At 45.1% G+C, this 18339-nt stretch carries 9 protein-coding genes, 7 tRNA genes and 3 rRNA genes; 13 read left to right on the forward strand and 6 right to left on the reverse strand.

Features of this window, described 5'->3' with window-relative positions; translation table 11 throughout:
• Positions 1-156 precede the first annotated feature (156 nt).
• The 8 genes from NKR21_RS00975 to NKR21_RS01010 all read left to right on the forward strand — a co-directional run bounded on the left by NKR21_RS00975 (position 157) and on the right by NKR21_RS01010 (position 9922).
• Positions 157-1705, forward strand: a 16S ribosomal RNA gene (locus NKR21_RS00975).
• Positions 1706-1887: 182 nt separating this feature from the next.
• Positions 1888-4818, forward strand: a 23S ribosomal RNA gene (locus NKR21_RS00980).
• Between the two features lie 61 nt (positions 4819-4879).
• Positions 4880-4995 (forward strand): 5S ribosomal RNA (gene rrf, locus NKR21_RS00985).
• Together the 16S, 23S and 5S rRNA genes with 2 tRNA genes alongside form the textbook arrangement of a ribosomal RNA operon.
• Before the next feature lie 42 nt (positions 4996-5037).
• Positions 5038-5112, forward strand: a tRNA-Asn gene (locus NKR21_RS00990).
• Position 5113: 1 nt separating this feature from the next.
• Positions 5114-5186 (forward strand) — tRNA-Thr (locus NKR21_RS00995).
• Positions 5187-6138: 952 nt separating this feature from the next.
• A complete protein-coding gene (gene hag / locus NKR21_RS01000; RefSeq protein WP_144457261.1) occupies positions 6139-7125 on the forward strand; it encodes a flagellin Hag in 987 nt (328 codons plus the stop codon).
• A gap of 330 nt (positions 7126-7455) precedes the next feature.
• On the forward strand, positions 7456-8898 hold the full coding sequence (locus tag NKR21_RS01005) for a SulP family inorganic anion transporter (RefSeq protein ID WP_144457259.1): 1443 nt from the start codon (positions 7456-7458) through the stop codon (positions 8896-8898).
• Positions 8899-8956: 58 nt separating this feature from the next.
• Positions 8957-9922 (forward strand): bile acid:sodium symporter family protein, encoded by a 966-nt coding sequence (locus NKR21_RS01010; protein WP_224926011.1) that lies wholly within the window; start codon positions 8957-8959, stop codon positions 9920-9922.
• A 39-nt stretch (positions 9923-9961) separates the two neighbouring features.
• Here the strand turns inward: NKR21_RS01010 and NKR21_RS01015 are convergent, their stop codons facing one another.
• The 6 genes from NKR21_RS01015 to murQ are packed head-to-tail and all read right to left on the reverse strand — an operon-like array spanning position 9962 to position 17694.
• Complete coding sequence (locus tag NKR21_RS01015; protein WP_144457257.1) at positions 9962-11209, reverse strand: exo-beta-N-acetylmuramidase NamZ family protein; 1248 nt, start codon at positions 11207-11209, stop codon at positions 9962-9964.
• Positions 11210-11220: 11 nt separating this feature from the next.
• Entirely contained in the window at positions 11221-13140 is a 1920-nt protein-coding gene (locus NKR21_RS01020) for a glycoside hydrolase family 3 protein (protein WP_144457255.1), read from the reverse strand.
• Between the two features lie 13 nt (positions 13141-13153).
• Positions 13154-14509, reverse strand: a complete 1356-nt coding sequence (pbp4b, locus tag NKR21_RS01025) for a penicillin binding protein PBP4B (RefSeq protein ID WP_144457253.1) — start codon at positions 14507-14509, stop codon at positions 13154-13156.
• Positions 14510-14528: 19 nt separating this feature from the next.
• Positions 14529-15902 carry a PTS transporter subunit EIIC gene (locus NKR21_RS01030; protein ID WP_144457251.1) on the reverse strand — a complete coding sequence of 458 codons (1374 nt, stop codon included), beginning with the start codon at positions 15900-15902 and terminating at the stop codon, positions 14529-14531.
• Entirely contained in the window at positions 15899-16768 is an 870-nt protein-coding gene (locus tag NKR21_RS01035) for a MurR/RpiR family transcriptional regulator (RefSeq protein WP_144457249.1), read from the reverse strand. Before NKR21_RS01035 ends, NKR21_RS01030 begins: the two co-directional genes overlap by 4 nt.
• 14 nt (positions 16769-16782) lie before the next feature.
• On the reverse strand, positions 16783-17694 hold the full coding sequence (gene murQ / locus NKR21_RS01040) for an N-acetylmuramic acid 6-phosphate etherase (protein ID WP_144457247.1): 912 nt from the start codon (positions 17692-17694) through the stop codon (positions 16783-16785).
• 221 nt (positions 17695-17915) lie between these two features.
• On the opposite strand from murQ, the gene NKR21_RS01045 reads away from it, so the two are divergent.
• The 5 genes from NKR21_RS01045 (at position 17916) to NKR21_RS01065 (ending at position 18337) form a co-directional block, all read left to right on the forward strand.
• A tRNA-Glu gene (locus tag NKR21_RS01045) sits at positions 17916-17990 on the forward strand.
• Positions 17991-17997: 7 nt separating this feature from the next.
• Positions 17998-18073 (forward strand) — tRNA-Val (locus NKR21_RS01050).
• Between the two features lie 3 nt (positions 18074-18076).
• Positions 18077-18149: transfer RNA gene (locus NKR21_RS01055), tRNA-Thr, on the forward strand.
• 27 nt (positions 18150-18176) lie between these two features.
• Positions 18177-18261, forward strand: a tRNA-Tyr gene (locus tag NKR21_RS01060).
• Between the two features lie 4 nt (positions 18262-18265).
• Positions 18266-18337: transfer RNA gene (locus NKR21_RS01065), tRNA-Gln, on the forward strand.
• Positions 18338-18339: the final 2 nt, after the last annotated feature.

Here is an 18339-nt window from a genome sequence, read left to right on the forward strand (position 1 = left end):
ACTAAACAAGACAAAACGTACCTGTTAATTCGAGTTTTTATAAAAAATCCTATGATGTTTCATAGGTAGTCAGTCAAACGCTGACGAGGCAGGATGTGATCACATGCTAAGTTCGCTACATCGTGTAGCAACGCATGTGTGATATGCATCCTGCATACCTCGGAGAGTTTGATCCTGGCTCAGGACGAACGCTGGCGGCGTGCCTAATACATGCAAGTCGAGCGAACAGAAGGGAGCTTGCTCCCGGATGTTAGCGGCGGACGGGTGAGTAACACGTGGGTAACCTGCCTGTAAGACTGGGATAACTCCGGGAAACCGGAGCTAATACCGGATAGTTCCTTGAACCGCATGGTTCAAGGATGAAAGACGGTTTCGGCTGTCACTTACAGATGGACCCGCGGCGCATTAGCTAGTTGGTGGGGTAATGGCTCACCAAGGCGACGATGCGTAGCCGACCTGAGAGGGTGATCGGCCACACTGGGACTGAGACACGGCCCAGACTCCTACGGGAGGCAGCAGTAGGGAATCTTCCGCAATGGACGAAAGTCTGACGGAGCAACGCCGCGTGAGTGATGAAGGTTTTCGGATCGTAAAGCTCTGTTGTTAGGGAAGAACAAGTGCGAGAGTAACTGCTCGCACCTTGACGGTACCTAACCAGAAAGCCACGGCTAACTACGTGCCAGCAGCCGCGGTAATACGTAGGTGGCAAGCGTTGTCCGGAATTATTGGGCGTAAAGGGCTCGCAGGCGGTTTCTTAAGTCTGATGTGAAAGCCCCCGGCTCAACCGGGGAGGGTCATTGGAAACTGGGAAACTTGAGTGCAGAAGAGGAGAGTGGAATTCCACGTGTAGCGGTGAAATGCGTAGAGATGTGGAGGAACACCAGTGGCGAAGGCGACTCTCTGGTCTGTAACTGACGCTGAGGAGCGAAAGCGTGGGGAGCGAACAGGATTAGATACCCTGGTAGTCCACGCCGTAAACGATGAGTGCTAAGTGTTAGGGGGTTTCCGCCCCTTAGTGCTGCAGCTAACGCATTAAGCACTCCGCCTGGGGAGTACGGTCGCAAGACTGAAACTCAAAGGAATTGACGGGGGCCCGCACAAGCGGTGGAGCATGTGGTTTAATTCGAAGCAACGCGAAGAACCTTACCAGGTCTTGACATCCTCTGACAACCCTAGAGATAGGGCTTTCCCTTCGGGGACAGAGTGACAGGTGGTGCATGGTTGTCGTCAGCTCGTGTCGTGAGATGTTGGGTTAAGTCCCGCAACGAGCGCAACCCTTGATCTTAGTTGCCAGCATTTAGTTGGGCACTCTAAGGTGACTGCCGGTGACAAACCGGAGGAAGGTGGGGATGACGTCAAATCATCATGCCCCTTATGACCTGGGCTACACACGTGCTACAATGGACAGAACAAAGGGCTGCGAGACCGCAAGGTTTAGCCAATCCCATAAATCTGTTCTCAGTTCGGATCGCAGTCTGCAACTCGACTGCGTGAAGCTGGAATCGCTAGTAATCGCGGATCAGCATGCCGCGGTGAATACGTTCCCGGGCCTTGTACACACCGCCCGTCACACCACGAGAGTTTGTAACACCCGAAGTCGGTGAGGTAACCTTTATGGAGCCAGCCGCCGAAGGTGGGACAGATGATTGGGGTGAAGTCGTAACAAGGTAGCCGTATCGGAAGGTGCGGCTGGATCACCTCCTTTCTAAGGATATATGGAGCAGCGTGCGTTTTCGTCTTGTTTAGTTTTGAAGGATCATTCCTTCAAAACATGTCTCTAGCGAGACAGGATTGTTCTTTGAAAACTAGATAACAATAAGTAATACATTCACATTGAATGCAATGCAAAGTTCATCACACATAGTGATTCTTTCTAAAGTAAGAAATGGTTAAGTTAGAAAGGGCGCACGGTGGATGCCTTGGCACTAGGAGCCGATGAAGGACGGGACGAACACCGATATGCTTCGGGGAGCTGTAAGCAAGCTTTGATCCGGAGATTTCCGAATGGGGAAACCCACTGCTCGTAATGGAGTAGTATCCATACTTGAATACATAGAGTATGAGAAGGCATACCCGGGGAACTGAAACATCTAAGTACCCGGAGGAAGAGAAAGCAAATGCGATTCCCTGAGTAGCGGCGAGCGAAACGGGAACAGCCCAAACCAAGAGGCTTGCCTCTTGGGGTTGTAGGACACTCTATACGGAGTTACAAAGGAACGATATAAGCGAAGAGGTCTGGAAAGGCCCGCCAAAGAAGGTAACAGCCCTGTAACTGAAATGTTGTTCTCTCCAGAGTGGATCCTGAGTACGGCGGAACACGTGAAATTCCGTCGGAATCCGGGAGGACCATCTCCCAAGGCTAAATACTCCCTAGTGACCGATAGTGAACCAGTACCGTGAGGGAAAGGTGAAAAGCACCCCGGAAGGGGAGTGAAATAGATCCTGAAACCGTGTGCCTACAAGTAGTCAGAGCCCGTTAAAGGGTGATGGCGTGCCTTTTGTAGAATGAACCGGCGAGTTACGATCCCGTGCAAGGTTAAGCAGAAGATGCGGAGCCGCAGCGAAAGCGAGTCTGAATAGGGCGCATGAGTACGTGGTCGTAGACCCGAAACCAGGTGATCTACCCATGTCCAGGGTGAAGTTCAGGTAACACTGAATGGAGGCCCGAACCCACGCACGTTGAAAAGTGCGGGGATGAGGTGTGGGTAGGGGTGAAATGCCAATCGAACCTGGAGATAGCTGGTTCTCTCCGAAATAGCTTTAGGGCTAGCCTCAAGGTAAGAGTCTCGGAGGTAGAGCACTGATTGGACTAGGGGCCCCTACCGGGTTACCGAATTCAGTCAAACTCCGAATGCCGATGACTTATCCTTGGGAGTCAGACTGCGAGTGATAAGATCCGTAGTCGAAAGGGAAACAGCCCAGACCGCCAGCTAAGGTCCCAAAGTATACGTTAAGTGGAAAAGGATGTGGAGTTGCTTAGACAACCAGGATGTTGGCTTAGAAGCAGCCACCATTTAAAGAGTGCGTAATAGCTCACTGGTCGAGTGACTCTGCGCCGAAAATGTACCGGGGCTAAACGTATCACCGAAGCTGCGGACTGTTCTAACGAACAGTGGTAGGAGAGCGTTCTAAGTGCTGTGAAGTCAGACCGGAAGGACTGGTGGAGCGCTTAGAAGTGAGAATGCCGGTATGAGTAGCGAAAGACGGGTGAGAATCCCGTCCACCGAATGCCTAAGGTTTCCTGAGGAAGGCTCGTCCGCTCAGGGTTAGTCGGGACCTAAGCCGAGGCCGAAAGGCGTAGGCGATGGACAACAGGTTGATATTCCTGTACCACCTCCTCACCATTTGAGCAATGGGGGGACGCAGGAGGATAGGGTAAGCGCGGTATTGGATATCCGCGTCCAAGCAGTTAGGCTGGGAAATAGGCAAATCCGTTTCCCGTGAAGGCTGAGCTGTGATGGCGAGCGAAATTTAGTAGCGAAGTTCCTGATTCCACACTGCCAAGAAAAGCCTCTAGCGAGGTGAGAGGTGCCCGTACCGCAAACCGACACAGGTAGGCGAGGAGAGAATCCTAAGGTGATCGAGAGAACTCTCGTTAAGGAACTCGGCAAAATGACCCCGTAACTTCGGGAGAAGGGGTGCTTCTTAGGGTGTTAAAGCCCCGAGAAGCCGCAGTGAATAGGCCCAGGCGACTGTTTAGCAAAAACACAGGTCTCTGCGAAGCCGTAAGGCGAAGTATAGGGGCTGACGCCTGCCCGGTGCTGGAAGGTTAAGAGGAGCGCTTAGCGTAAGCGAAGGTGCGAATTGAAGCCCCAGTAAACGGCGGCCGTAACTATAACGGTCCTAAGGTAGCGAAATTCCTTGTCGGGTAAGTTCCGACCCGCACGAAAGGCGCAACGATCTGGGCACTGTCTCAACGAGAGACTCGGTGAAATTATAGTACCTGTGAAGATGCAGGTTACCCGCGACAGGACGGAAAGACCCCGTGGAGCTTTACTGCAGCCTGATATTGAATGTTGGTACAGCTTGTACAGGATAGGTAGGAGCCTTGGAAACCGGAGCGCTAGCTTCGGTGGAGGCATCGGTGGGATACTACCCTGGCTGTATTGACCTTCTAACCCGCTGCCCTTATCGGGCAGGGAGACAGTGTCAGGTGGGCAGTTTGACTGGGGCGGTCGCCTCCTAAAATGTAACGGAGGCGCCCAAAGGTTCCCTCAGAATGGTTGGAAATCATTCGCAGAGTGTAAAGGCACAAGGGAGCTTGACTGCGAGACCTACAAGTCGAGCAGGGACGAAAGTCGGGCTTAGTGATCCGGTGGTTCCGCATGGAAGGGCCATCGCTCAACGGATAAAAGCTACCCCGGGGATAACAGGCTTATCTCCCCCAAGAGTCCACATCGACGGGGAGGTTTGGCACCTCGATGTCGGCTCATCGCATCCTGGGGCTGTAGTCGGTCCCAAGGGTTGGGCTGTTCGCCCATTAAAGCGGTACGCGAGCTGGGTTCAGAACGTCGTGAGACAGTTCGGTCCCTATCCGTCGCGGGCGCAGGAAATTTGAGAGGAGCTGTCCTTAGTACGAGAGGACCGGGATGGACGCACCGCTGGTGTACCAGTTGTTCTGCCAAGGGCATCGCTGGGTAGCTATGTGCGGACGGGATAAGTGCTGAAAGCATCTAAGCATGAAGCCCCCCTCAAGATGAGATTTCCCATTCCGCAAGGAAGTAAGATCCCTGAAAGATGATCAGGTTGATAGGTCTGAGGTGGAAGCGTGGTGACACGTGGAGCTGACAGATACTAATAGATCGAGGACTTAACCTATATTCTATTGTGAAGTTTGAACATTGTTATCTAGTTTTGAGAGAACATTCTCTCCATCAGGTTTGGTGGCGATAGCGAAGAGGTCACACCCGTTCCCATACCGAACACGGAAGTTAAGCTCTTCAGCGCCGATGGTAGTTGGGGGTCTCCCCCTGTGAGAGTAGGACGCCGCCAAGCTTTTTGTTTATATCCTTCCAATGGAAGAAGTTACTTTATCATTCCGCAGTAGCTCAGTGGTAGAGCTATCGGCTGTTAACCGATCGGTCGTAGGTTCGAGTCCTACCTGCGGAGCCATGCTTCCATAGCTCAGTAGGTAGAGCACTTCCATGGTAAGGAAGAGGTCAGCGGTTCGAGCCCGCTTGGAAGCTTTCCTCTAAATGTTGATCTGACAGGGTTTCTCGATGATGAGAAGGCTTTTTTTTATGTCTTTTTTTATTTGTTTGGGGACCAATCCGCATGACCTAAACGCTGAGAGACTACCAGGTATATGCCGATTTGATTTAGTAGCATGAGTAAGAGGCATTACATGCAAATGAATTTTCTTTATATCGATTCCACCATTTTATTTAAAGTTGAAAAGGCAGTTGAGAACGTACAATGCTAATTCGTTAATTGCTGAATTAGCAAGGAACTCCATTGGCCAACGTTTTGCCACATAAGAAATGGAACGGACCGAAGACAAAAGCAGCTCTTCAAAAAACATTGGAAAAATGAAAAAAGTAAAGCCCCTAGCCATAGAGAATAGGGGCTTTTTTGATGTTTATTTTTCATCGTTTGAAAATCTGTGAAGCTGCAATTCTTTTGCAGTCGCAACTTTCATTGTTTTTCTTTTGAAGTGAATCCTTCTCTCAAAAACCTTTGTCTTTTCTCTGTTACTTTATCGAGTGATTCTAGGGTATACGAAAAAGTATTGCTTCCACACGATTTTACACTAATCATGTTTCTGCTCCTGTTTTCGTAATATGTGCTTTTTGTTTTACTTAATATTCAATAAAAAGCAGTTCATTAAATTTCGTCATCCCTATATGCTTGTTAAATGTGTCTAATTTGTGAAATTGACGATTTCCACAAACTAAAATATGTGGTAAGTCTGTCTATAATAGGTAACACAATACTCTTTGTTATGGTGAGCATTGAAAGAAGGAGATTTCATGATTATTGCCATAACTGGTGTTACATATGGTAGTAAAGTTAGAGAGCCAAAGGTGCTCTGCATTACTACTAACATATGCCTTAGAAATCGGAAATTCTAAGGAAGAGCTTCTCATCTAAATGGACTTTACAGACAAGCTCGAAAAAATTACATGGAGGTAATAGGAAATGAGAATTAACCACAATATCGCAGCACTTAACACATTGAACCGTTTGTCTGCAAACAACGGTGCGAGCCAAAAGAACATGGAAAAGCTTTCTTCTGGTCTTAAGATCAACCGTGCAGGAGATGACGCTGCAGGTCTAGCAATCTCTGAGAAAATGCGTGGGCAAATCCGCGGATTAGAAATGGCTTCTAAAAACGCACAGGACGGTATCTCTCTTATTCAAACAGCTGAGGGTGCATTGACTGAAACTCACTCAATCCTTCAACGTGTTCGTGAACTAGTTGTTCAAGCTGGAAATACTGGTACACAGCAAGGTGAAGACTTAACTGCAATTAAAGATGAGATCACAGCGCTTGTTGATGAGGTCGATGGTATTTCTAATCGTACTGAGTTTAACGGAAAAAAATTATTAAATGGTACGTTTAATGGGACAGGTACACCTGGTACACCTGGTACACCTGGTACACCTGGCACACCTGCAGATCCAGATGCTGGAACACCAGAAATCCCAGCAACCCCAGAAACTGATGGTGAGGCTTTAGTATTCCAAATTGGTGCAAATGCTACACAACAAATTAAGGTAAACATTCAAGATATGAGCGCTGCTGCTTTAGGCGTTGCAGGCACTGATGGTAAAACTGAGACAGGTAAATCTGTTAAAGATATCGATGTATCTAAATTTGAAACAATTGCAGCTGATGAAGATGGTGGATTTGATGATCAGTTAGCAATCGTTGATGGAGCTATTAAACAAGTTTCTGCACAACGTTCTAAACTTGGTGCAGTTCAAAACCGTCTAGAGCATACAATCAACAACCTTGGTGCTTCTTCTGAAAACTTAACGGCTGCTGAGTCTCGTATTCGTGACGTTGACATGGCGAAAGAAATGAGTGAGTTCACGAAGAACAACATTCTTTCTCAAGCGTCTCAAGCGATGCTTGCGCAAGCGAACCAACAGCCGCAAAACGTACTTCAATTATTACGTTAATAAACCAAAAGCCCCTTTGATATAGGGGCTTTTTTGTTTGTTTTAAAATGTTGGACTCGCTCAGTGACAAATAGACTCATGAAGATGGAATAAATCGATTGGTAAGGAAGCTTTGTATCAATTTTCTACACTTTCCTTCTTTTTGTGCTTGATTCCTTCGTTCCTTTCTTATATTCTTACTAAAGTGATGATTATCCTCTCTAACAAAAGACTCTGTACGTTCCTCATTTTCCCCGAAAGTGAAGCATTGTTTATTTTCCTTTCCTCATCTCCAGGTTTGAATGATCTTCTTTTCCGTGTACGGTATGTATATAAAAAGGAGTAGATGGTTTGAAAGATTTATTTGTAAAGCAAGAATGGTTTGGATATGTGCGTCAGGATGTGCTGGCGGGTATTTTAGTGGCTCTGGCTTTAATTCCTGAGGCGATTGCGTTTTCGATTATTGCGGGCGTTGATCCAAAGATTGGGTTGTATGCTTCGTTTTGTATTGCCATTGTCATTTCGTTTGTTGGTGGACGGCCAGGTATGATTTCAGCTGCTACAGGGGCTATGGCTCTGGTTATGGTTAATTTGGTAGCTGATCATGGATTGCAATACTTGTTTGCGGCTACGATTTTAACAGGACTGATTCAAATAGTGTTTGGACTTTGCCGAGTGTCTCGTCTGATGAAGTTTATTCCGAGATCCGTAATGGTTGGTTTTGTGAATGCGTTGGCTATTATGATCTTTATGGCTCAGCTTCCGCATTTTGTTGGGGAATCATTGGCCATGTATATCATGACAGGCGGTGCTTTGCTGATCATTTATTTATTGCCGATGGTGGTAAAGGTGATACCGTCCCCCCTCATTGCGATTATTGTCATGACGATCATTGCTGTATTTGGACATATTGATGTGAGAACAGTTGGAGATATGGGAGAGCTTCCTAGTACTTTACCTGCTTTTCTGATTCCTCAAGTTCCGTTTAGCTGGGAGACTCTTGCTATCATTTTTCCTTATTCTTTAGCGCTAGCTATGGTTGGTTTACTTGAGTCTCTTTTAACTGCACAGATTGTTGATGATATGACGGAGACGTCTAGTCGAAAGAACAAGGAAGCGAGAGGTCAAGGGATTGCCAATGTGGTTGCAGGATTCTTTGGTGGTATGGCTGGTTGTGCGATGATTGGTCAATCAGTGATCAATACGAAGGCAGGCGGGCGTGGCCGACTTTCTACCTTTGTAGCGGGTGCCTTTTTAATGGTTCTCATTTTTGTACTTGGTGATGTTGTGGTTCAGATTCCGATGGCTGCTCTTGTGGCTGTGATGATTATGGTCTCCGTTGGGACATTTGATTGGAGTTCCTTTCAGCAGCTAAAAAAGAATCCGAAAACAGATTCTATTGTGATGATTGTTACGGTCGTGACGGTGGTGTTAACTCATGATTTATCAAAAGGTGTTTTTGCAGGTGTGCTACTTAGCGCTGTATTCTTTGTGGCAAAAATATCGAAGCTTCATATTACCTCTACTGAAAAGCAAGCAGGGACTTGGGTTTATCGAATTAAAGGTCAAATTTTCTTTGCTTCTGTCACTGATTTCATCCAAGCGTTCCATCAGGGGAATGATCTCCAAACCGTTGTGATTGATCTATCTGAAGCGCGTATATGGGATGAATCGGGTGTGGCAGCGATAGAACGTGTAAAGGAAAAGTATCATGCAGCTGGCGTACAAGTAGACATAGTTGGAATGGATACACAAAGTCGAAATCTTGTGAAACAGGTGAATGGTTCTTCATAAGTTCTTTCTGTTTGTTACAATAGAAAAGGTAAGAAAGTGAAGGATGGAGGTGGCCGGCATGCTTGTGCGTTTGAACCAAGTGCTCGGCCGTATGATGCCATTTATTACGCCTATTAGTGTATTACTTGGTGTTTTATTGGCGGCTTATTTAAAGGATTTTACGTTTATGGTGCCTTGGGTATTTGCCATTATGACATTTTCAGGGAGCTTGTCGTCTACTTTTTCAGCTTTAAAACATACGGTGATGCATCCATTGCCTTTGATTTTATCGTTCATGATTTTGCATGTGTTGATGCCTCTGTATGCTTGGTCAGCGGGGCATTTGATATTTGCGGGTGATTCTATGACGATCACCGGTTTGACGCTTGCGATGGTGATTCCGACAGGTGTGTCTAGTTTAATATGGGCGTCAATGTATAAAGGGAATGTCGGATTAACGTTATCTATCATTTTAATAGATACATTGCTTTCGCCATTGATTGTGCCAGTAAGTTTGTCACTCTTCGTCGGTACACAGGTCCATATGGACATGGTGGCAATCATGAAAGGGCTTTTCGGTATGGTGGTGCTGCCCTCTATTTTAGGGATGCTCGTTCGTCAGTATGCAAAGCCATCTGTGACAAAAGCAATGAGTCAGACCTTGGCACCTTTTTCAAAATTAGGCTTGTTTGTTGTCGTATCGATTAACAGTTCTGTTGTCGCCCCATATTTGCGTGAATTGGATGCTGCCTTTTTTAGCAAAGCAGCGACTGTCTTTTTCATTGCGATGAGTGGTTATGCATTTGCGTGGTTGATTGGAAAGGTGATGAAATGTACTCAAGGGGAGATTGTTGCCATTGTGTATACGGGCGGCATGAGAAATATTAGTGCCGGAGCTGTGCTTGCGATTAGCTTTTTCCCGCCTGCTGTGGCTGTTCCTGTTGTGATTGGTATGCTGTTTCAGCAAGTACTTGCTGCCTTGTTTGGTTACTTACTCAATCGTTTTGAGCTGAAAGCACCTGCTGTGACTAAATCTTTAACATGAAAAGACCTCCATCCGATGAGATGGAGGTCTTTTTGCGAATTAATAGATGAGATATTTCTTCCGTTTCTTTTCGAACGATTTGAGGTCGTGATGATAGCGTTTCATGATGTGTTTGACGGAAGTTCCTTGATTGATTTCTTCTTTGATCCAACCATTCCCGATGAGTTTATCAAAGCTTCCTGTTTGAAGGAATTCAAAGTCTTTTGGATATAAATCATGTATGGCTTTGATGATGGATAAACCTGTTTTTACCGCTTCGAATGAAGAGCGGTCTGTGACGTATAGCTGCACACCGTGTGATAGCTTCCCTGCATGTTTAGAAAAAGTGGGGGTGAATGATACGGGTCTAAATTTCACACCCTTTAGTTTTAATTGATTTAAATGATCTGCTAGCTCATTGCTATTGATATATGGAGCGCCAATGAGCTCGAATGGTTTTGTTGTTCCTCTGCCTTCAGAGACATTTGTCCCTTCAATTAATCCTGTGGCGGGATATACAAAGGTACTATCCACTGTCGGCATATTAGGTGAAGGAAGGACGAACGGCAGCTTCGTGTCATCAAACGTCATGGACCGCTTCCAATGTTTCATTTTGATGACTGTGACATCAGCATTAATACGAAATTCTTTGTTAAAGAATGTGGCTAGTTCACCAGTGGTCATCCCATGTCTTAATGGTATTGGATAGAGCCCTACAAATGAAGCGTGCTCAGGATCTAAGACAGGGCCTTCTACTTTTAATCCGCCAATAGGATTTGGACGGTCTAGGACAACAAAGGGAATGTTGTTTTCTTTCGCGGCCTCCATTGCATAGGCCATCGTGTAAATATAGGTGTAATAACGAGAACCAACATCTTGAATATCAAACAGCAAGACGTCTACATTTTTGAGCATGTCAGGCGTTGGTTTTCTTGTTTTTCCATAGAGAGAGTAAACAGGAAGACCTGTTTTTTCATCGGTATAGGATTCGACGCCTTCTCCTGCTTGTGCATCGCCGCGCACACCATGTTCAGGCCCATAAAGAGCAGTAAGCTTGATATTTGGATGCTCAAATAGAAGATCGACACTACTTTTCATATTTGCATCAATACCAGTTGGATTCGTAATGAGGCCTACCTTTTTCCCTTTTAGCCATGAAAGGTTGCCTGAGAGTAGTGTTTCAATCCCTGTTTTGACTGTCGCTTTTTTTCCTTTTGTATCTGTTCGTTCTTGGTTTGCGGGGGAGGCGGCGGTCAATGTGCTCATCATAAGAATGCTTGCGAGTATCAAGCTTGCTGTTTTTTTCAAGAGAATCCCTCCTATTTGATCTGCTTCCCTTTCAAGTTAAGTCCATAGCCGAATGGATATAGGATTTGATTTTGATGAGTGACAGATGGGATATCTACAGGCAGTTTGCCTTTAGGTAATGCAGTGCCAAATATGACTTCTAATCCAGCAGGAATATTTGGCTGGTTGAATTGTCCGTTTGAATAGCCTTTAAAACCGTAAACAGCTAGTAAGGCATCCGCCTCCTCAAAATTTGCCGCATCGTAAGGGTTTCTTAGGCTCATGACGACCATTTTTTTGTTTTGTGCGGCAGCTTCTTTCATGACAGCACGTGGGAAAGCAGTCGCCCATTTTTTCGGGTCCTGTACATTATCATCAATGACACCATCATTCACAGCTGGGTCATTTTGGACAACGTAAGATCCTGTAATCACATAGTCAGCGTCTTGTATGAGTTTGGCTGTTTCTTTGTTGAAGGACTTATCCGCAAAAGCATATGATTGGATACGTACAGGCTTGATCTTTTTTTGTTTAATCAGAGAGTCAATTGTGACAGACATGGCTTTTGTCTGATCTTCGTAAGGTGCCATAACCAAGATCTTGTCATTCTTTTTAGGTTTGAAGGGTAGGGTCTTATTGTTGTTTTTAAGCAGGGTGATCCCTTCACGTGCCATTTTTTGTTCTGCTTTCCGGTGCGATTTTTTCCCAACGACTTGAGTGGCTTTTTTGATTTTTTTCTCAAGGGTCATAGGTTTTTTTGAAGAGATGATGCCACGTTTGATCTTCAATTGAAGAATTTTTTCAACAGATTCGTTGATTTGAGACATCGGGATTTCTTTTTTTACAATTGCCTGTTTTACCGCATTGAACACATTCTCAAGATTTTTCTCTGTTTTAAGAGAGGTGACTGGTGCTGGCATGAGGGCGATGTCGACGCCAGCCTTAATGGCCATCACTACAGCTTCCTCCTGTCCGAAGTTATCTGCAATCGCTTTCATGTTTAGGGCGTCTGTTACGACAACTCCTTGAAAGCCCATCTCTTCTTTTAATAAATTTGTGATAACTTTTTTCGATAAGGTTGCTGGAACCATAATGTCCTCGCCATCTTTTTTGCTTTTATACGTTGTATCATCAATAGCAGGAAATTGAACATGAGCGGTCATGACCATATCCGCACCAGCGTTGATCGCTTGTTGAAACGGATACAGCTCCACTTTTTTTAGACGATCTAGATCATGTTCTACGAGCGGCAAGCCATAGTGACTATCGACTGCTGTATCACCATGTCCCGGGAAATGCTTGAGTGTCGAAATCGTCTTCTCCTTTTGAAGTCCCTTCATGGTTTGAAGACCAAGCCTTGTGACAAGAGCAGGATCAGAGCTAAAGGAACGGACACCAATGACGGGGTTGTTTGGGTTATTATTCACATCTAGCACAGGAGAGAAGTTTGTATTGATCCCTAGTGCGTTTAATTCTTTACCAATGATTTTCCCTGTGTCGTATGCATTTTTCTTGCTTCTAGAGGCACCAATCGACATATTTCCTGGGAAATGTGTTCCCTTTTGTAATCTTGTGACGATTCCACCTTCTTGATCAATTGAAATGAGTAATGGAATCTTTGGTGATGCTTTTTGAAATTCATGGGTTAGTTTGACGGTTTGTTTCGTATCAACGACATTCTCAGCAAATAAAATGACACCGCCTAGATGATATTTTTCTACAAGGTGTGACACTTCATTATTCATCTTAGTAAAGCCTGCAGGTGTGGATTCATCTTTTGTTTGCCAATTACGAAAGTCTGGCATGAGCATTTGGCCTATCTTTTCATCCAAAGACATGTTTTGTACCATTTGTTTTGCGGTTGGAAGAGGGGCAGAACTCACCTTTTCCGTTGGAATAGAAGAGGTGAGCAGAGCTAAAACCAAAGCAGCGGGGAACAGTGCTTTTAACATCGAATTCCTCCTTTTACTTAAAAGATTCGTAGATGGCGGTCATGATGCCTCCATAAGTGCCAGTTGGGAAAAGGTCACCTTCAAATTGATTTGGGTTGGTTTCAGGTGAAACGACAGGCGAATGTTTCTTATTTGTCAGCAAGACGATGCCTAGATTATGTTTTGGATCAATCAATGTCATGGTTCCAGTCCACCCAGTATGTCCATAGGCTTCGTTACTTGCGTATTTTCCAAACATCCATTCCATGTCAGTATGACCGTTTTTACGCCAGCCTAGCCCGTATGTTGGGTTTGTATCAGAAGAGGCTGTAAAGAGATCAATAGAAGCTTGATCAAAGATGGTGGTTTTTCCATAGCCTCCTTTGTTCAGCATGAGCTGAAGCAGCACGGCCATGTCTGAAATATTAGAGAAAAGTCCAGCATGACCAGAGACTCCTGCCATTGAGTAAAATGCTTTTTCATCGTGTACTTCGCCTAGCAGGGTGTATCTGCGAATGTTTTCAAAATCAATGACACCATCTCGCGAATTACCTAAACGTTCGGTTGCTGCAAAATGCTTCGGTTTAAAACCTTTTTGCAGCGGATTGAACATGGTGTGTTTGAGACCTAGCGGTTGGTAGATTGTCGACTCTACATATTGATCAAGAGGCATCCCTGTTTTTTTCTCAATGATCATGCCTAACAGCATGTAATCAATGTCACTATAAATGTGCTGGGTGCCTGGTTTGTATTGCAAAGGAACCTTCGGCAGCCATTTCATCGTTGTCTTTCTATCTTGAGAGTAAAAGGTGCCGGCTGCTTCTTTGCTATAAAATAAGACACTGGAAGGGAGTCCGGCAGAGTGGGTCAGAAGATCTTTTACACGGAGCTGAACTTTGCCGGTTACCTTTGCATCTGGTTCATCTTTAAAATCTGGCAGGATGGCTTGTATTTTTTCGTTCACATCTAGTTTTTTCTCATAGACAAGTTTTTGCAGGGCATAGTTTGTCGCATACATTTTGGTGTTGGATGCTAAGTCGAACATTGTATTTTTTTTCATTTTCTTATAGGATTTGAGTTCTGTTGTACCGTTGTATTTTTGCCTGTAGCCATAGGCTTTTTGATGGACGATTTTTCCGTCTTTGATAATGATGAGTGCGGCTCCAGGAAATCCTTCTTTGATGTCCTTTTGAATCATGTGATCAACCTTCCTAAGCTGCCTGGAAGAAAAACCAACTTGTTCCGGTCGTTTTGCCTTTTTTAAGACGGGGTATTCTTCAGGTGCTGTTTTAGACAAAGACGATACAGGATGGGAGCTAGTTGCAAATGTTTGTGCTGGTAATCCAAGGAGCATGAGCAGACTTGTTATTAATAGAAAGTATTTCTTCAAGAGTTAGCCCTCCTATTGCTTATTTTTCCTCAAATTCAACAGCCATATCATCATGGAAACCGAATAAGTATGTGAAAATAAATCCAGCGACATAAGCAATAAAGAGTCCGATTAAGTAAAGAAGCATTTGATGTGTGTGAACAATAAAGGTTAATGGGAGACCTGATACACCAATCGCCTTCGTTGCAATTTGGAAGTAGGCTTGAAATGCACCGCCAATTCCAGCACCAAGACAAGCGGTGAGAAATGGTCGTCCCAGCGGGAGTGTGACACCGAAAATGAGTGGTTCACCAATGCCAAGCATCCCCGAAGGAAGTCCACCTGCGATGGCTCTTTTGAGTTTTTTCTTTTTTGTTTTCATATAAATGGCGAATGCTGCACCTACCTGTCCTGCACCGCCCATAGCGAGAATCGGTAAAAGCGGGTCATCTCCTATGGAATTGATGAGTTCCATATGAATCGGTGTCAGCCCTTGGTGAAGTCCTGTTACAACAAGCGGAAGGAAGGTCGCACCAAGAACAAATCCAGCGAAGATGCCGCCCATATTTAATAGATAAGTTAATCCTGAGGTAATGGCATCCGATATAAATCCGCCGACTGGCATGAAGACAACGTACGTAACAATGCCTGTAATAAGTAGTGTGATGGTTGGTGTGACGATGATATCAAGTGATTGCGGGACAAAGCGTCTGATTCTTGTTTCCACAAGTGCCATGAAGATAGCAGCTAGGAGAACACCGATAAGTCCGCCTCTGCCTGGTAGAATATTTGTGCCAAATAGCATAATGTCTGCGGAGGCTGGGTTAATAATGAGGATCCCAGCTAATGCGCCTAATGCAGGAGAGCCCCCGAACTCCTTTGCGGCGTTTGTTCCGACTAATATACCGAGATAAGCGAACAGACCTGAACCAATAACGGTTAAAATGATCGCTGCTTGAGATTTTTCATCAAGCCAGCCTGCTTGCACGATTGCTTTTGTAATCCCTGTAATAAGACCTGATGCAACGAGTGCTGGAATAATAGGAATGAAAATGCTGGCAATTCGTCGTAAGAACAGCTTGAACGGTGTGCGGTTCTTTTGTGAAATGGCTTGCTTGTTTTTTTGTGCTTCGTTGTTTAAATCATAAGAGCCAGAGGCATTTAGCAGTTGTTCAAATGCACTTGATACTTGGTTGACAACACCAGTACCTAAGATGATTTGCAGCGTTTCTGCCTCAACGACTCCAATAACGCCATCGAGTTCTTTGATTGCATTGATGTCAACTTGTTCATTGTCAATCGGTGTAATTCGGAGACGCGTCATACAATGTGTATGGGAATAGATGTTTTCAGAACCACCACAGAGAGAAAGGATGTCTTTCGCCAACTGCTGATATTTCGTTTGATGACTCATGTTGAATCCCCCTTTGATTTTCGTTTCATGGAGCGGATGGCATGTCTTGTCTTATCAATATATTGCGCTGTCTCTTCATATTGACGGGAAGCTACGCTGAGGAACAAGACATCAATTAAGTAGAGCTGTGCCATTCTAGAGGAAGTGGCTGCACTGCGAAAAGGTGCTTCATTGGAACCGGACGTCGAGAGGTGAACATCACATAAGGCAGAAACGCTTGTATGGCCTGGGTGCGTCAAGGCAATGGTTTTCACTCCATTGTCTTTTGCGAGCTGTAGGGCTTGAATGATGTCTAACGTTTCTCCTGAAAAAGATATACCGAACACGATGTCATTCTCTCCTGCATTTGCGATGACCGTTGATGCGATGTGCATGTCAGTAAAGGCAGTCGCTGCATAATTGATTCTAAGAAATTTCTGCTGGGCATCCGCTGCGACGATGCCAGATGCACCGACGCCGATAAAGTGGATTTGGTTTGCATGAAGCAGTAATTGAACAGCTTTTTCTAATGCATCTGCATTTAAGATAGAAGCAGTATCCTTAATCGATTGAATCGAGTTTCCTGCTGTTTTTTGAATAATGGATTGAATTGGTTCATCTTGTTCGATATCACGGTAGCCCTGTTTATCGCTGTGCATCAAGTCTCCAGCGATTCGCATTTTTAAATCGTGGTAGCCATCTAGACCGAGAGATTTACAAAGGCGAATGACTGCAGAGCTGCTTGCACCGGCTGCCTGACTAATCTCGTGTACTGTGCTTTTAATGACTTTGTCAGGATGGGCAAGGATATAGTCTGCAATGATTTTTTCAGATTGGGGGAGCTTTGCTTTCATTGTGTGAAGTAGGGTGAGTCCACCTGCTGACATGAGCTCTGCCTCCTTTAGGATTGATGATGTGAGATGGCTTTGTCGATATGACCATTTGCTTTGTTGAGTAAATCCTTGGCTGTTTTCTTGTCTGTGTTTGTTTGAAGCATGACGATGGCGGTTTTGACTTCTAAGTCTGCCGCTTCAAGTGTTTTCAAGGCTTGTTCATAGGAAGCGTTTGTCACATGTTGAATGATGGTGATGGCGCGTTCTTTTAATTTATGATTGCTGACTTTCACATCAACCATCAAGTTTTCATATACTTTTCCTTGTCTGATCATGACAGAGGTGGAAAGCATATTTAAAATCATTTTATGAGCGGATGCGGCTTTCATTCGTGTTGACCCAGTAATGGCTTCTGGTCCTACAATGACTTCAATGGCGCAGTCTGCCAGTTCGCTGATTTTTGATTGTTCATTACAGCTGAGGGCTACTGTTTTTGCGCCGATGGATTTAGCGTAGTTTAAAGCACCGATGATGTAGGGTGTCCTGCCGCTGGCAGCGATACCGACGACTGTATCTTTTGATGTCAGGTGAATGTGTACTAAATTCTGTTTGCCGGCTTCTTCACTGTCTTCCACATCTTCGGCAGCATGTGAAAAAGCAGAGTCTCCGCCTGCCATGATGCCGACAATCACATCAGGTGAGACGCTATAGGTAGGGGGACATTCGACAGCATCCATCACACCTAGTCTGCCACTTGTCCCGGCCCCTAAATAAATGAGTCTGCCCCCATTTGAAATGGAATCATAGGCAAAGTCACTTGCTGTTTTGACATGTGGTAGGACAAGGTTCACTGCTTGAGCGACCTTCATATCTTCTTCGTTGATCATCTGGAGTATTTCAAGCGGATCTGCTTGTGATATTCCCATTGTGTTAGGATTTCTTGATTCTGTTGTCAAAGAACGCAATTGAGATGGCTGCATGCGACATTCCTCCTTATTTCTTCATTTTCAGTATATTCAGTATGATATGAAATTTCAACATTATATTTAAATACTGAAATTATATTTCAGTCAAAAAGTGGTGCTAATCAAAGGTAAATAGTTAGAAAATAAAAAAAATAAAAATCCCCTTTACAAAAGGGGGACAACCTGTATATAATAACTTTTGTCAGCTTCAAGGAAACAGTCAAACTTGACAAATTGGCCCGTTGGTCAAGCGGTTAAGACACCGCCCTTTCACGGCGGTAACACGGGTTCGAATCCCGTACGGGTCACCATTGATGTGGAGGATTAGCTCAGCTGGGAGAGCATCTGCCTTACAAGCAGAGGGTCGGCGGTTCGAGCCCGTCATCCTCCACCATATGCCGGTGTAGCTCAACTGGTAGAGCAACTGACTTGTAATCAGTAGGTTGGGGGTTCAAGTCCTCTTGCCGGCACTGTTTTTCTTTATCAATTTCATATGTGGAGGGGTAGCGAAGTGGCTAAACGCGGCGGACTGTAAATCCGCTCCCTCCGGGTTCGGCGGTTCGAATCCGCCCCCCTCCACCATTTTTGGGCTATAGCCAAGCGGTAAGGCAACGGACTTTGACTCCGTCATGCGTTGGTTCGAATCCAGCTAGCCCAGTT

This window comes from Bacillus sp. 1735sda2 (assembly GCF_024159245.1).
GTDB lineage: Bacteria > Bacillota > Bacilli > Bacillales > Bacillaceae > Bacillus > Bacillus pumilus_O.